Origin of the sequence: Streptomyces sp. NPDC046197 (assembly GCF_040646295.1) — a bacterium.
In the GTDB taxonomy this organism is placed as follows: Bacteria; Actinomycetota; Actinomycetes; order Streptomycetales; family Streptomycetaceae; genus Streptomyces.
Map to the genome: position 1 here is coordinate 187,207 of NZ_JBEYZY010000002.1, position 14,431 is coordinate 201,637.

14 protein-coding genes and 2 tRNA genes are annotated in these 14,431 nt (G+C 71.2%); 12 read left to right on the plus strand and 4 right to left on the minus strand.

Annotated features, from left to right (window positions below):
• Positions 1-289: 289 nt before the first annotated feature.
• The 3 genes from AB0A61_RS03540 to AB0A61_RS03550 all read left to right on the plus strand — a co-directional run bounded on the left by AB0A61_RS03540 (position 290) and on the right by AB0A61_RS03550 (position 3,675).
• The gene (locus tag AB0A61_RS03540) at positions 290-1,429 is read left to right on the plus strand and encodes an SDR family oxidoreductase (RefSeq protein ID WP_361285433.1); all 1,140 of its coding nucleotides are present in this window, start codon (positions 290-292) and stop codon (positions 1,427-1,429) included.
• Between the two features lie 651 nt (positions 1,430-2,080).
• A complete protein-coding gene (locus tag AB0A61_RS03545) occupies positions 2,081-3,142 on the plus strand; it encodes an acyltransferase (RefSeq protein ID WP_361285436.1) in 1,062 nt (353 codons plus the stop codon).
• 320 nt (positions 3,143-3,462) lie between these two features.
• Positions 3,463-3,675: a hypothetical protein gene (locus AB0A61_RS03550; RefSeq protein WP_361285439.1), complete on the plus strand. Its 213-nt coding sequence runs from the start codon at positions 3,463-3,465 to the stop codon at positions 3,673-3,675.
• A 94-nt stretch (positions 3,676-3,769) separates the two neighbouring features.
• On the opposite strand, the gene AB0A61_RS03555 is transcribed toward AB0A61_RS03550, so the two are convergent.
• Together AB0A61_RS03555 and AB0A61_RS03560 are read right to left on the minus strand one after the other, a co-directional pair.
• Entirely contained in the window at positions 3,770-4,426 is a 657-nt protein-coding gene (locus AB0A61_RS03555; RefSeq protein WP_361285442.1) for an SDR family oxidoreductase, read from the minus strand.
• Positions 4,427-4,703: 277 nt separating this feature from the next.
• Entirely contained in the window at positions 4,704-5,906 is a 1,203-nt protein-coding gene (locus tag AB0A61_RS03560; protein ID WP_361285445.1) for an amidohydrolase family protein, read from the minus strand.
• Here AB0A61_RS03560 and AB0A61_RS03565 point away from each other — a divergent pair.
• The 9 genes from AB0A61_RS03565 to AB0A61_RS03605 all read left to right on the plus strand — a co-directional run bounded on the left by AB0A61_RS03565 (position 5,824) and on the right by AB0A61_RS03605 (position 11,690).
• Positions 5,824-6,084, plus strand: coding sequence for a hypothetical protein (locus tag AB0A61_RS03565; protein WP_361286271.1), 261 nt, complete (start codon positions 5,824-5,826; stop codon positions 6,082-6,084). The genes AB0A61_RS03560 and AB0A61_RS03565 overlap by 83 nt on opposite strands.
• 447 nt (positions 6,085-6,531) lie before the next feature.
• Positions 6,532-6,604 (plus strand) — tRNA-Thr (locus AB0A61_RS03570).
• Between the two features lie 45 nt (positions 6,605-6,649).
• Positions 6,650-6,722 (plus strand) — tRNA-Met (locus AB0A61_RS03575).
• A gap of 90 nt (positions 6,723-6,812) precedes the next feature.
• A complete protein-coding gene (gene rpmG / locus AB0A61_RS03580; RefSeq protein WP_003948671.1) occupies positions 6,813-6,977 on the plus strand; it encodes a 50S ribosomal protein L33 in 165 nt (54 codons plus the stop codon).
• A gap of 100 nt (positions 6,978-7,077) precedes the next feature.
• Positions 7,078-7,530 (plus strand): MaoC family dehydratase N-terminal domain-containing protein, encoded by a 453-nt coding sequence (locus tag AB0A61_RS03585; protein ID WP_361285448.1) that lies wholly within the window; start codon positions 7,078-7,080, stop codon positions 7,528-7,530.
• Positions 7,531-7,534: 4 nt separating this feature from the next.
• A complete protein-coding gene (locus AB0A61_RS03590; RefSeq protein WP_361285451.1) occupies positions 7,535-7,963 on the plus strand; it encodes a MaoC family dehydratase in 429 nt (142 codons plus the stop codon).
• A 152-nt stretch (positions 7,964-8,115) separates the two neighbouring features.
• Complete coding sequence (locus tag AB0A61_RS03595; protein ID WP_361285454.1) at positions 8,116-8,685, plus strand: TetR/AcrR family transcriptional regulator; 570 nt, start codon at positions 8,116-8,118, stop codon at positions 8,683-8,685.
• A 115-nt stretch (positions 8,686-8,800) separates the two neighbouring features.
• On the plus strand, positions 8,801-10,291 hold the full coding sequence (locus AB0A61_RS03600; protein ID WP_361285457.1) for a DHA2 family efflux MFS transporter permease subunit: 1,491 nt from the start codon (positions 8,801-8,803) through the stop codon (positions 10,289-10,291).
• Positions 10,292-10,634: 343 nt separating this feature from the next.
• Positions 10,635-11,690 (plus strand): UDP-N-acetylmuramate dehydrogenase, encoded by a 1,056-nt coding sequence (locus tag AB0A61_RS03605; protein ID WP_361285460.1) that lies wholly within the window; start codon positions 10,635-10,637, stop codon positions 11,688-11,690.
• A 47-nt stretch (positions 11,691-11,737) separates the two neighbouring features.
• Here AB0A61_RS03605 and AB0A61_RS03610 read toward each other — a convergent pair whose 3' ends face one another.
• Positions 11,738-12,805, minus strand: a complete 1,068-nt coding sequence (locus AB0A61_RS03610) for an adenosine deaminase (RefSeq protein WP_361285463.1) — start codon at positions 12,803-12,805, stop codon at positions 11,738-11,740.
• Positions 12,806-12,951: 146 nt separating this feature from the next.
• Complete coding sequence (locus AB0A61_RS03615; protein ID WP_361285466.1) at positions 12,952-14,178, minus strand: pyridoxal phosphate-dependent aminotransferase; 1,227 nt, start codon at positions 14,176-14,178, stop codon at positions 12,952-12,954.
• Between the last annotated feature and the right edge of the window lie 253 nt (positions 14,179-14,431).

Below are 14,431 nucleotides of genomic sequence, written 5' to 3' on the forward strand. Positions count from 1 at the left end.
GGACTCACCGGTGGCTGCCTGCGGGCCCTGGCCTCGCCCGGTGGCTGCCTGCGGCCCTGGCCTCGCCGAGTGGCTGCCTGCGGCGTGGGACTCACCGGTGGCTGCCTGCGGGCCCTGGCCTCGCCCGGTGGCTGCCTGCGGCCCTGGCCTCGCCGAGTGGCTGCCTGCGGCGTGGGACTCACCGGGGGCTGCCTGCGGGCCCTGGCCTCGTCCGGTGGCTGCGGCGGTCGCGGCGCAGGCGGACCATGAGAGCAGCGGCCCAGGGGCCCAGGAGGACACAGGAGGCGTCATGGACATCGAAGGATCGGTCGCCCTGGTCACGGGCGCCAATCGCGGCATCGGCCGCGCATTCGCCCGAGCCCTGATCGAACACGGCGCGGCCAAGGTCTATGCGGGCGCCCGCGATCCGGCGAAGGTGGTGGATCAGGACGTCACCCCGCTGCGCCTGGACGTGACCGATCACCAGCAGGTCGCCGATGCCGCCGCCGTGGCCGGTGACGTCACCGTCGTCGTCAACAACGCGGGGATCGGCGGCGCGAGTACCAAGCTCCTGGAGGGGCCCTTCGACGGGGCACGCCGGGCGATGGACGTCAACTACTTCGGTACGTGGGCGGTTTCGCGGGCGTTCGCGCCGGTGCTGGCGCGCAACGGCGGTGGCGCACTGGTGAACATGCTGTCGCTGGCCTCCTGGGTGGGACAGCCGCTGTTCCCGGGTTACGCGGCCGCAAAGGCGGCGCAGTGGTCACTCACGGACGCCTTGCGGAAGGCGCTGCGGGAGCAGGGCACCCTCGTGGTCGGCGTACATGCCGGCTTCGTGGACACCGAACTCAGTGCCTGGACGGACGCGCCGAAGATCAGTGCGGCCGAGGTGGCCGAGCAGACCGTGCGGGCCCTCGCCGACGACCGCGTCGAAGTCCTCGCCGACGAGGAGACCAGGAAAGCCAAGGACGCCCTGTCGCTGCCCCTCGACCCCGGGGCCCCGAAGACCGACACCACCGACACCGACGACACCACCGATGCCATCGACACCACCGATGCCACGGACACCACCAACACCACCGACACCACCGCGGAGACCGGGACGGTACTCGGTGCCGTCCTCGACCGGTGGAAGGCAGCCGTCGACGGTCACCGGCCCCAGGAGGTGGCCGCCCAGTTCACCGAAGACGCCGTCTTCCAGGGACTGCACCCGTACAGCGTCGGACGGCAGGGCATCGCCGACTACTACGCCTCCCAGCCCCTCGGCCTGACGGCCGACTACCGCGTCCTCGAGACTCGACGACTCGCCGACGATCTCGTCTTCGGCTATCTGGGTGTCGACTTCGGGTTCACGGACCGCCCCACACTGGGCGTCAACCTCGGCGTTCTGGTGAGGTGCGTGGACGACGGCTGGTACATCAGTCATTACCAGGTGTCCCGGCTGGACTAAGCTGAGACGACGACGGGCTGCCGAGGCGGTCTGTCCGGCGCCGTACCCTCTTGCCTGGATATCGCTGGTGCTCCGCACCGGCGCGTGGGAACGTGATCACCCGCCAGGCCCATCCGAGGGTTTGGGTTCGTGGAAGAAGGGAAGCGGCCTCGACGGCTGCAAGTCGGTGAATGTGCAACTCACTCCCCGACTCCCAGGGCCCTGCGGCGGCCGGAAAACCACTCGATGGCGGGGCTCGTAGCAAGGAGTAAGGACCTGCGTGTTCACCCCTCAGCCCGCCCGGGACCCGGCCGTCGACCGCTCGCCCGACCTGCGCAGGCACCGTGACACCTCGAGAGCCGTCGGGGCCGTCCGTGTGGTCGGAGGCTTTGGAGCCGTTGGAGCGGATTGTGCCGTTCCGAGTGGAAGGTCCGTAGCGGCCCGGCAACCATTCCGTCTGCCCGCCGGTCATGTGATCGAGGGTTCCAGGGCCCTGTCAGCAACTGAAACCGGAACGGGGGATGCATGACCCAGACGGATCACAGGGGTCCGGCCGACACGGGCACGCTACGGGGCAGCGAGGGGGTGGTCGCGTCGGAAGTGTCGTTGCCGCAGACGGCATCCGGAGCACGGGTGATCGTGGCTGGGCGGCAGGCCCGCAGGGGCCGGCTCGTGGCTCTGGACGGACTGCGCTTCCTGGCGGCGCTGGCGGTCGTCCTCTTCCACTTCGTCGGCCAGACCCCCTGGTCGATGATCGGCATCTGGGGCCGGCCGTACCAGAGCACCTTCCCCGTAGCGCACGGATACTTCGCCTTCGGGCGGCTCGGTGTCGACCTGTTCTTCCTGATCAGCGGCTTCGTCATCTGCATGAGCGCGTGGGGGCGCACCCCGCGTGACTTCTTCATCTCGCGGGTCACCCGGCTGTACCCGATGTACTGGATCGCGATCGTGGTGTCGTCGTGCGTCATCTACTTCGCCGACAGCCCGTTCGGGCACCCCAACCCGCGGCTGCTCTTCGCGAACTTCACGATGCTCCAGGCCCCGCTCGGCGTGCCCAACCTGGACCCGGTCTACTGGACGCTCTGGCCCGAGCTCTGCTTCTACCTCACGTTCGCGGTCGTGGTGTGGAAGGGCCTCACCTACCAGCGGGTGGTGATCTTCTGCGGGTTGTGGACGGTCGCCTCGGTGCTGGCGCCCGGCGCGCGCATCCCGCTGCTCACGCTGCTGGTCAATCCGACGTCCGCGCCGTACTTCATCGCCGGCATGGCCTTCTACCTGATGTACCGGTACCGCCCGACACCGCTGCTGTGGGGCATCGTCGCCATGTCGTGGCTGCTGGCGCTGCACTTCCTGCTGGCGCCCGTCGGGGGTCGTAACAACTGGGACACCTGGTCGCCCTGGCGCGGCTGGCTGGTGCTGTTGACCACGGTGTTCTTCCTGCTGATCGCGGCCATCGCGCTCGGCTGGACCCGCTGGATCCGCTGGCGAGGGCTGACCGTGGCGGGAACGATGACCTTTCCGCTCTACCTGCTGCACGACAGCATCGGGATGACCATCGTGCACCACTACGGTGACCGGGTCGACCCCTGGCTTCTGGTCGGGGTCACGGTGAGCGGCCTGATCGTCCTGTCGTACTTCGCACACCGGTTCGTCGAGCGCCCGATCGCACTGGTCATGCGGCGCTACCTGAACACCGCCGCGTTCGACCTGCGGCCGCCCGCGCCGCGTCGCTGAGCGGGCGGGAGACGACCGCGGACCGTCCCGCGCCCACTGCGTCGCGGTCCTTCCGCGCCCGCGGCGTCGCCGGCCTTCCGTGCCCACTGCGTCGCGGTCCTTCCGCGCCCGCGGCGTCGCCGGCCTTCCGTGCCCACGGCGTCGCGGTCCTTCCGCGCCCACGGCGTCGCCGGCCTTCCGTGCCCACGGCGTCGCGGTCCTTCCGTGCCCACGGCGTCGCGGTCCTTCCGCGCCCACGGCGTCGCAGGCCTTCCGTGCCCACGGCCCCGCGGGCACACGCCCCCTGCGCGTACGTCTGCCGCAGCGGGCACACTGGGCCCATGTCCTCCCGCCGCAGACCCTGCCCCGAGTGCCGTCGCGAAATCGCCGTCGTCGCCGGGCGGTTCGCCCGGCACGATCCGCCCGGAGTGCAGGACCGCGGCGAACTCGTCTCCTGCCCGGGCTCGCGGAGGGCAGCCCAACTCGGGGCCGCACAGCCATCGTTGGACGGGTACGTCGTTCCCGAGTTTCCGGGTCAGCTGCCGCTCTTCTAGCTGCCCTGCCGGAACCCGCTCAACCGGAACCTGCTCATCCGGAGGCCGCTCATCCGGAGGCCGCTCCTCCGATGCCCACCCCGGGTCGTCATCCTCAGTTCCCCGCCACCGACTTCACCGCCACCGAAACCGGCGTCGAACCGCTGATCACTTCGAGGGTCAGGCCGGCGGTCGCCGGGGTGTCCACCAGTTCGGCCAGTACGGCGGCCACGTCGTCGCGCGGGATCGTGCCGCGGCCGGTGTGGGCCTCGAGGCGTACCAGACCGGTGCCGGCGTCGTTCGTCAGCGAGCCGGGGCGCAGGATGGTCCAGTCGAGGGCCTCCTGGCTGCGGACGTAGTCGTCCGCCTCGCCCTTGGCGCGCAGGTAGACGTCGAACACCTCATCGCCCTCGTGGTTCGCGTCGGCGCCCATCGACGAGACGACCAGATGACGGCGTACGCCCGCCCGGACCGCCGCGTCCGCGAACAGGATCGCCGCTTGCTTGTCCACCGTCTCCTTGCGGGCCGTTCCGCTGCCCGGGCCCGCGCCCGCCGCGAAGACCGCGGCGTCCGCGCCCCGCAGTTGCTCCGTGACCTCCTCGACCGAGGCCGACTCCAGGTCGAGTACGAGGGGTTCGGCGCCCGCCTCCCGCAGGTCGTCGCCCTGTTCGGCGCGGCGGATGATCCCCGCGACCTCGTCCCCGCGCGCGGCGAGCAGCCGCTGCAGCCGCAGCGCGATCTGACCATGACCTCCAGCGATGACAATGCGCATGTTTCCGACCGTACGCCCGGACGGCCGCATCCGCCGCACGACTTCAGCCACGCCCCTGACCACCCCAACCATCCCTGGCCACCCCAGCCATCCCCTGGTCACCCCGACCAGCCGCTGGCCACCCCAGCCATCCCCTGGTCACCCCGACCAGCCGCTGGCCACCCCAGCCATGCCCTGGTCACCCCGACCAGCCGCTGGCCACCCCAGCCATGCCCTGGTCACCCCGACCAGCACCTGGAAACCCCAACCGCCCCCGCCTGCGGACCCCGGCTTCCCGTCACGACAACTCCCCCCGCCCCTGCCGCGGCAGCCCCAGTTCCACCGCCGCCGCCGAGTCGCAGAACTCCCGGACCGCGCTCGTGCGTGCCACCACGCGCCCGCGGTGCACCACGATGCGGCTGTACGCGAGTGACAGCGCCCCCGCGAGCCGGTCCCCGCGCACCGCGAGCAGTTCGGCGGGGAAGCCCGCCTCGACCCGGACCTCGGGCAGTCCGAGCACCGCCCGGACCGACGTGCTCACCGACTCGTAGGCGTCCTCGGGCCGCAGACCGTGCCGTGAGGCCAGCAGGTACGCCGCCTCGAGGGGATCCCCGCGGCCCACCGGGTTCGACGCGTCCCGCAGGGCCCCGCTGCCCGCGGCCACGCGCACCCCGGCCGCCCGCAGCAGCCGTACCGGAGCCGTCCCGCGTCGCTCGGCGACCCCGCAGCCGCCCTGCGGCAGGCACACGACCGTGATCCCGGCCGCGGCCAGTTGGTCCGCCGCTCGCGATGCGAGCTCCGCGGGCAGCCGTGCCAGGCCTCCGCAGGGCCCGAGTGTCACCCCGGGACGCAGCTGTCCGGCCATCGCCGCGATCCGGGCCAGGCGGGCCGGATCGGCACCGTCGGTGTGCAGGTCGACGGGTGAGCCGTGCTCCGAGGCGACCTCCAGGACCGCCTCGACGTAGCCCGTGGGGTCGGGGTCCATGTCGGGGCAGCCGCCCACCACGCACGCGCCCATCTTCAGCGCATCCCGCAGCATCGCCAGCCCGTTCGCACCGGCCGCCCCGGTCAGCACTCGGGGAACCGCCACCGTCGTCAGCTCGGTGAGCCCGCGCAGCGCCCGCCGCGCCCGCAGGACGGCGGTCAGGGCGCCGAGCCCCTGCACGTCGCCCACGCGCACATGTGCGCGCAGCGCGGTCGCCCCATGGCCCAGTTGGAGCAGTGCGGCCTCGGTCGCCCGGCGCTGGACGTCCTCCGGGTCGTACGACACCGGTCCGTCGCCGTCGCCGTCGCCGTCGGCGGTCAGGGCCGTGTCGCCGTGGGCGTGGGGCTCGGCCGGGGCGGGCAGCAGGAGATAGCCGCTGAGATCCACGCGTGCCCCGTCGGCGCGGTTGCCGCCCGTGCCGAGGCTTCCGGCCGTGCCCACCGCCTCGATACGTCCGCGGGCCAGCCGTACGTCCACGGTCCGCCCGTCGGTCAGCCGGGCCCCGCACAGCAGCAACCCGCCCCCGTCGGCCCGTCCCGACGAGCCGGACGACCCGGGCGATCCGGACGAGCCGCCGGACGAGCCCGATGAACCCGACGAACCGGACGAGCCCGACGTCGAATCCGATGCCGAACCCGGTGACGAGTCCGATGCCGAACCCGACGACGAGAACGAGTCGGGCGGCTGCGACTGACTCTCGGGCATCGTGCTCCAGGTACGACGGTTGACAGGACGGGGGACGGGCGACGGGCCACGGGCGGGGGCGCCGGATGACGGGGGACGGGCGACGGATGACCGTTGATGGGCGGGTGATGGGTCATGGGTGATGGGTAATGGCTGACGAGTGACGGGTGACGGGTGACGGGTGCTCGGGGCGGACGGCTCGTAACTGCGTACGCGGGTGCAAGATCACGCAGAGTGAGTCGAGCCTATGGCGGCCCTCCTTCGGGTCGGGGGAGGAGCGCAATAGTCGTACCGGCGTGGCCGCCGGCCGTCGGGGCGTCGGGCGCCGCGCGGGACTCCGGGGCGCCCGTGAGGTGCGTGCGAACGGCCGGGGTACCGGACGGCGGAGTGCGTGGCGCGAGTGCCGCGAAACGGATTTGGGTGAACGGCGGCCGAGCGTGTAATGTCTTCATCGCTCGCCCCAATAGCTCAGTCGGCAGAGCGTCTCCATGGTAAGGAGAAGGTCAACGGTTCGATTCCGTTTTGGGGCTCTGGTGTGAGAGGTTCCCGCCGCGAGGCGGGGCCGATCTCATCAAAGCGGTGTAGCTCAGTCGGTAGAGCAAGCGGCTCATAATCGCTGTGTCACCGGTTCAAGTCCGGTCACCGCTACTGACAGTAGCCGATTGCGGGGTCGGTCCTTCGATCGGCTACTCTTTCTTGCGTTGAACTAGCCCACCCGTTCGTCTTAGGAGCACTCACGTGGCTGCCACCGACGTCCGCCCGAAGATCACGCTGGCCTGCGTGGAGTGCAAGGAGCGGAACTACATCACCAAGAAGAACCGGCGTAACAACCCGGACCGTCTTGAGATGAAGAAGCACTGCCCGCGTTGCAACGCGCACACCGCGCACCGCGAGACGCGATAACCAAGGCTCACTCATGAGGCCGCCCCCGCAACAAGGGGGCGGCCTCATGTTGTTTCCTCATGTTGTTCGACAGCAAGTGACACCCAGGAGGTGCCGAGCCATGGCGCTCGACCAGTCCTTCGTGGGGCGGTCCTACCCGTCCCCCGCCCCCTACGAGGTGGGCCGGGAGAAGATCCGTGAGTTCGCCGAGGCGGTCGGGGACACCAACCCGGCGTACACGGATCCGGAGGCCGCCAAGGCGCTCGGTCACCCCGATGTGATCGCCCCGCCGACCTTCGTGTTCGCGATCACCTTCAAGGCGGCCGGCCAGGTCGTCGAGGACCCGCGGCTCGGACTCGACTACAGCCGCGTGGTGCACGGCGATCAGAAGTTCGCCTACCACCGCCCGGTCCGGGCCGGCGACCGGCTCTCGGTCACCTCGACGATCGAGGGCATCAAGTCCCTGGCCGGCAACGACATCCTGGACATCCGCGGCGAGGTGCACGACGAGGCGGGCGAGCACGTCGTGACCGCCTGGACCAAGCTCGTGGCCCGTGCGGCCGAGGAGGCGTGAGGCGATGACGGCGAAGATCGCGTACGACGACGTCGAGGTCGGCACCGAACTGCCGGCTCGGACCTTCCCGGTGACCCGCGCCACCCTCGTGCAGTACGCGGGTGCCTCGGGCGACTTCAACCCGATCCACTGGAACGAGAAGTTCGCCAAGGAGGTCGGGCTGCCGGACGTGATCGCGCACGGCATGTTCACCATGGCCGAGGCGATCCGCGTCGTTACCGACTGGGTGGGCGACCCGGGCGCGGTGGCCGAGTACGGCGTCCGTTTCACCAGGCCCGTCGTCGTCCCCAACGACGACAAGGGCGCCACGATCGAGGTCACCGGCAAGGTAGCGGCCAAGCTCGACGACAACGCGGTGCGGGTGGACCTGACGGCCATGAGCGACGGCCAGAAGGTGCTCGGGATGTCGCGGGCGGTCGTGCGGCTGGCCTGACGGTCACGCGGCGAAGTCCGGCAGGCGAGTAACCGGGGTCCGGCAGCCGAGTAAGGGGCGTTCCGCAAGGGCGGGCGCCCCTTACCTGTGCCGTCTTACCTGTGCCGTCGGCGGCCTTGACGAAGTTAGTGATTGAGTACTAACTTCATCGCATGGTCAGGATGAGCGCAGAAGAACGCCGTGAGAGCGTCATCCGCGCGGCGACGAGCGAGTTCGCGCGGGGTGGCTACCACGGCACGTCCACCGAGGCGATCGCCAAGCGCGTCGGGGTCTCGCAGCCGTACCTCTTCCGGCTCTTTCCCGGCAAGAAGGCGATCTTCCTGGCAGCCGCCGACCGGTGTGTCGACGACACCATCCGGACCTTCCAGGAGGCCTCCGAGGGGCTGGAGGGCGAAGAGGCGGTGCATGCCATGGCGCACGCCTACACCGAGGTCATCGCGGAGCGGCCCGAGCTGCTGATGCTGCAGATGCAGATGTACGTCGCGGTGGCCGCCGCCGAGGAGGCCGGCGACCACGAGTTCGGCGAGGCGGTGCGGACCGGGTGGATGCGGCTCTGGGACACCGTGCACCTGCCGCTCGGCGCGGACCTGAACGAGACGACGACCTTCATGGCGTACGGCATGCTCATCAACTGCCTGGTGTCCATGGGCTTCCCGCCCGAACACCGGGTCTGGGAGGGGCTGTACACCTCGGCCCGGCTCGAGGGGCGGCTGGAGAAGTAGCCCGACCACCGCAGACCGGAAGCACCCGGAAGCATCATCGCGAGGCGGCCGTCCGTTCTTCATGGCCGCGGAAGTTAGTCAGCAATAACTAACCTCGATTCTCTCTGGGGGAGAGATGTCAGCACCGACCACACCCGACCCGACGACCGCACCGAACACGGCACCGGCCGCACCCCGCGGCGCAGTCGGCTGGGCCCTCGTCATCACCAGCGTGGCCGGGTTCATGGCGGCGCTCGACAACCTCGTCGTCACCACCGCACTGCCGTCCATCCGCCGCGATCTCGGCGGGGCGCTGGACGAACTGGAATGGACCGTGAGCGCCTACACGCTCACCTTCGCCGTTCTGCTCATGTTCGGTGCCGCCCTGGGCGACCGGTTCGGCCGTCGCCGGCTCTTCCTCGCCGGGCTCACCGTCTTCACCGGGGCGTCCGCCGCGGCGGCCATGGCGCCCGGCATCGACTCCCTGATCGCCGCCCGGGCGGTGCAGGGCGTCGGCGCCGCGATCATGATGCCGCTGACCCTCACCCTGCTGACCGCCGCGGTCCCCACGCACCGGCGCGGCATGGCCTACGGCATATGGGGCGCCGTCAACGGGCTCGCGGTCGCCTCCGGGCCGCTCATCGGGGGCAGCCTCACCGAGCACGTGTCCTGGCACTGGATCTTCTGGCTGAACGTCCCGCTGGGGCTGGTCCTGCTGCCGCTGGCCCGTCTGCGCCTCGCCGAGTCCCACGGCAGCGGTGCCCCGCTCGACGTCAACGGCACCCTGCTCGCCAGCGGCGGCCTGTTCGGGATCGTCTACGGCCTGGTCCGCGCGCCCGCCGACGGCTGGACCGACTCGCTGGTCCTTACGGGCCTGATCGCGGGCAGCGCTCTGCTGACGGCGTTCGTCGTGCACGGCATCCGCGCGAAGAACCCCATGCTGCCGATGCGGCTGTTCCGCTCCCGGGCCTTCTCCGGGATCAACGCGGCGAGCCTGCTGATGTTCCTCGGGATGTTCGGGTCGATCTTCCTGCTCAGCCAGTACATGCAGGGTGTGCTCGGCTACTCGCCCACCGAGGCGGGCCTGCGGATGCTGCCGTGGACCGGCATGCCGATGCTCGTGGCGCCGGTGGCCGGCATCCTCTCCGACCGCATCGGCGGCCGGCCCGTGGTCGCCGCCGGACTGTTCCTGCAGGCCACCGGGCTGGCCTACATGGCGTCCGTGGTGTCCGCCGACGTCTCTTACGCCGCCCAGCTGCCCGCCCTGATCCTCAGTGGCGTCGGCATGGCCCTCTTCTTCGCCCCCGCCTCCAACCTGGTCATGTCCAGCGTCGGCACCAGGGAACAGGGCATCGCCTCCGGCGCCAACAACGCGCTGCGCGAGGTGGGTGGCGCGCTCGGCATCGCGATCATGTCGTCGATCTTCACCGCCCGCGGCGGCTACGAGAGCGCCCAGACCTTTGTGGACGGGCTGCGCCCGGCCCTCGTCGTGGGCGCCGCGATGGTCGCCCTCGCCGGTGTCGCGGCCCTGCTGATCCCGGCCCGGCGCCGCGCCCCCCAGGACGCGGCCACCGCGGAGCCCGCACCGCTCCCCGAGACCCCTGTCGTCCAGACCGCCGCCCACTGACCCCACGCGTGGACCCCGTCCCGGGCCGGACGGGGTCCACGCGCACGCGCACGCACACTCGCGAAGCCGCGCATCCCATACCCCGTTGCATACCCGTGGCCGCATACCCGTTGCCGCGCGTTCGGCGTCTCCTCCACGGCGGCCGGGCACCCCGGCAGCGGCGGACGACACCTCCGGCACGCAGGCTCTGGCCCCGCCCCGCGCCGAGCCGCGGCGCGGGGCGGGGGGCCAGAGTCTGCGTGCCGCGGCACGCGTCCGCGCGTCCCATGGCAGGGCGGGGCCGCGGGGCCGGTCACCCGACGGGGGCGCCGGGGTGTCCGGGGCGTCTCGTAGTCTTGGGCGCGTGCAGGAACTCCACGACGCGCCCCTGGCTCCGCTGACCACCTTCCGGCTGGGCGGCCCCGCGACCCGGCTGATCACCGCGACCACCGACGCCGAGGTGATCGACGCCGTGCGCGAGGCCGACGCCGCAGGCACGCCCCTGCTGGTCATCGGCGGCGGCTCGAACCTGGTCATCGGCGACAAGGGCTTCGACGGTACCGCCCTGCGCATCGCCACCCGCGGCGTCGAGCTGCGCGGCACCACGCTGGAGCTGGCGGCCGGCGAGGTGTGGACCGACGCCGTCGCCCGCACCGTCGAGGCCGGGCTGGCCGGCATCGAGTGCCTGGCCGGCATCCCCGGTTCCGCGGGTGCGACGCCGATCCAGAACGTCGGAGCGTACGGCCAGGAGGTCTCCTCCACGATCACCGAGGTCATCGCCTACGACCGCAGGGCGGGCGAGACGGTCACCCTGGCGAACGAGAAGTGCGCGTTCTCCTACCGGCACAGCCGCTTCAAGGCGGACCCCGAGCGGTACGTCGTCCTGCGGGTGCGCTTCGAGCTGGAGGACGCGGAGGGGCTGTCGGCGCCGGTCAAGTACGCCGAGACGGCCCGGGTGCTGGGCGTGCAGGCGGGCGACCGGGTGCCGCTCGCCACGGCCCGTGACACCGTCCTCAAGCTGCGTGCCGGGAAGGGCATGGTTCTCGACCCCGAGGACCACGACACCTGGTCGGCCGGGTCCTTCTTCACCAATCCGATCCTCACCGATGCCGACTTCGCCGCCTTCCACGCGCGCGTGCGGGAGCGGCTGGGCGACGGCGTCGAGCCGCCCGCGTATCCGGCGGGGCAGGGGCACACCAAGACCTCGGCGGCCTGGCTGATCGACAAGGCGGGCTTCACCAAGGGCTACGGCACCGGCCCGGCCCGCATCTCCACCAAGCACACGCTCGCCCTCACCAACCGCGGCGGGGCGACGACGGAAGACCTGCTGGCGCTCGCCCGCGAGGTCGTGGCGGGGGTCCGCGAGGCCTTCGGCGTCACCCTCGTGAACGAGCCGGTGACGGTGGGCGTGAACCTGTGAGGACACTCACCGGGCTTCCCACCCGGGCCCCGGGGTCCTGATCCGTCTCAGGCCGTTTCCGTCCCGTACCCGCCACGGACGGCCGGACCGCCGAGCCAGTCGTCCACCCCCGACAGCAGCTTCGTGCGCACGTCCTCCGGGGCCGCCGACGCGCGGATGGACTGGCGGGCCAGCTCCGCGAGCTGCTCGTCCGTGAAGGCGTGGTGCCGGCGCGCGATCTCGTACTGGGCCGCCAGCCGGGAGCCGAACAGCAGGGGGTCGTCGGCGCCCAGGGCCATCGGGACGCCGGCCTCGTACAGCGTCCGCAGTGGGACGTCCTCCGGCTTCTCGTAGACCCCGAGCGCCACGTTCGACGCCGGGCACACCTCGCAGGTCACGCCCCGGTCCGCCAGGCGCCGGAGCAGGCGGGGGTCCTCCGCGGCGCGCACCCCGTGGCCCACCCGGTCGGCGTGCAGGTCGTCCAGGCAGTCGCGGACCGAGGCCGGGCCCGTCAGCTCGCCGCCGTGCGGCGCCGACAACAGGCCGCCGTCCCGCGCGATCGCGAACGCCCGGTCGAAGTCCCGTGCCATGCCCCGGCGTTCGTCGTTCGACAGGCCGAAGCCGACCACCCCCCGGTCGCGGTGGCGAACCGCCAGGCGGGCCAGCGTGCGCGCGTCCAGGGGGTGCTTCATGCGGTTGGCTGCCACCAGGACCCGCATCCCGAGGCCCGTCTCGCGCGACGCCGTCTCCACCGCGTCCAGGATGATCTCCAGCGCCGGGATCAGCCCGCCCAGGCGCGGCGCGTACGAGGTCGGGTCCACCTGGATCTCCAGCCAGCCGGAGCCGTCCCTGATGTCCTCCTCCGCCGCCTCCCGCACCAGCCGCTGGATGTCCTCCGGCTCCCGCAGGCACGAGCGCGCGGCGTCGTACAGGCGCTGGAAGCGGAACCAGCCCCGCTCGTCGGTCGCCCGCAGCTGCGGTGGCTCCCCGCTGGTGAGGGCCTCCGTCAGGGCGTCGGGCAGTCGTACGCCGTACTTGTCGGCCAGTTCCAGCACGGTGGTGGGCCGCATCGACCCGGTGAAGTGCAGGTGCAGATGGGCTTTCGGCAGCTCAGAGACATCACGTACACGCTCCATTCCAGGATCCTGCCGTACGTCCCGCGGGTCCCGGTAGCGTTTTCCCCGTTCGTGGCCTTGCTCGCACAAACAAGTGGTCTTGCTCGCAAAAGAAACGGACCACCGGGTCAAGACACCCGGTGGTCCGTTACGTGAGACGTGGGACGTCAGTCCCGCGCCTCCGACAGCAGCTTCTGGATCCGGCTCACGCCCTCGACCAGGTCCTCGTCACCGAGGGCGTACGAAAGCCGCAGGTAGCCCGGCGTGCCGAAGGCCTCGCCCGGGACGACGGCGACCTCGGCCTCCTCCAGGATCAGCGCGGCCAGCTCGACCGTGTTCTGCGGGCGCTTGCCGCGGATCTCCTTGCCGATCAGCGCCTTCACCGACGGGTACGCGTAGAACGCGCCCTCCGGCTCCGGGCAGAGCACACCGTCGATCTCGTTGAGCATGCGCACGATGGTCCGGCGGCGGCGGTCGAAGGCCTCGCGCATCTTCGCGACCGCCTCCAGGCCGCCGGAGACCGCGGCCAGGGCCGCGACCTGGGCGACGTTCGAGACGTTCGAGGTGGCGTGCGACTGGAGGTTCGTCGCGGCCTTCACCACGTCCTTGGGACCGATGATCCAGCCCACGCGCCAGCCGGTCATGGCGTACGTCTTGGCGACGCCGTTGACCACGACGCACTTGTCGCGCAGCTCGGGCAGGAGCGCCGGCAGTGACACGGAGACCGCGTCGCCGTACACCAGGTGCTCGTAGATCTCGTCGGTCAGCACCCACAGGCCGTGCTCCACGGCCCAGCGGCCGACGGCCTCCGTCTCGGCCTCGGAGTACACCGCGCCGGTGGGGTTGGAGGGGGAGACGAAGAGCACGACCTTGGTCTTGTCGGTACGGGCGGCCTCCAGCTGCTCGACCGTGACGCGGTAGCCGGTGGTCTCGTCCGCGACGACCTCCACCGGGACGCCGCCGGCCAGGCGGATCGACTCCGGGTACGTCGTCCAGTAAGGCGCGGGCACGATGACCTCGTCGCCCGGGTCCAGGATCGCCGCGAAGGCCTCGTAGATGGCCTGCTTGCCACCGTTGGTGACCAGGATCTGCGAGACGTCCGGCTCCCAGCCGGAGTCGCGCAGCGTCTTGGCGGCGATGGCGGACTTCAGCTCGGGCAGGCCGCCGGCCGGGGTGTAGCGGTGGTACTTGGGGTTCTTGCAGGCCTCGATCGCGGCCTCGACGATGTAGTCCGGGGTCGGGAAGTCGGGCTCGCCGGCGCCGAAGCCGATCACCGGACGCCCGGCGGCCTTGAGGGCCTTGGCCTTGGCGTCCACGGCGAGGGTGGCGGACTCGGAGATCGCGCCGACTCGGGCGGAGACCCGGCGCTCGGTGGGAGGGGTTGCAGCGCTCATGCGGTCCATCGTTTCAGACCGGAAACGGCCGCGGCACACGGGTTTCACAGACTGAACAGGATGTGTCACGTCTCAGAACATCCGTCCGGATCCGGGCCTCGGCCAGGCGATCTTCCGCTCCGAAAACCCCGACGGACACTTTCTGTTCGACGACCGGCGCGGGACCACGTACACTCTCACCTCGTTGGCCTTCAGCAGCCGCTGCTGCACCCGGTGCACACCGAGCATCCGGTCGGATGCGGTACGTTGGGGG

Coding starts and splice junctions, on each gene's coding strand:
- AB0A61_RS03540 (WP_361285433.1), top strand. CDS start 290: ATGGACATCGAAGGATCGGTCGCCCTGGTCACGGGCGCCAATCGCGGC.
- AB0A61_RS03550 (WP_361285439.1), top strand. CDS start 3,463: ATGTCCTCCCGCCGCAGACCCTGCCCCGAGTGCCGTCGCGAAATCGCC.
- AB0A61_RS03555 (WP_361285442.1), bottom strand. CDS start 4,426: ATGCGCATTGTCATCGCTGGAGGTCATGGTCAGATCGCGCTGCGGCTG.
- AB0A61_RS03585 (WP_361285448.1), top strand. CDS start 7,078: ATGGCGCTCGACCAGTCCTTCGTGGGGCGGTCCTACCCGTCCCCCGCC.
- AB0A61_RS03590 (WP_361285451.1), top strand. CDS start 7,535: ATGACGGCGAAGATCGCGTACGACGACGTCGAGGTCGGCACCGAACTG.
- AB0A61_RS03595 (WP_361285454.1), top strand. CDS start 8,116: ATGGTCAGGATGAGCGCAGAAGAACGCCGTGAGAGCGTCATCCGCGCG.
- AB0A61_RS03600 (WP_361285457.1), top strand. CDS start 8,801: ATGTCAGCACCGACCACACCCGACCCGACGACCGCACCGAACACGGCA.
- AB0A61_RS03610 (WP_361285463.1), bottom strand. CDS start 12,805: ATGGAGCGTGTACGTGATGTCTCTGAGCTGCCGAAAGCCCATCTGCAC.
- AB0A61_RS03615 (WP_361285466.1), bottom strand. CDS start 14,178: ATGAGCGCTGCAACCCCTCCCACCGAGCGCCGGGTCTCCGCCCGAGTC.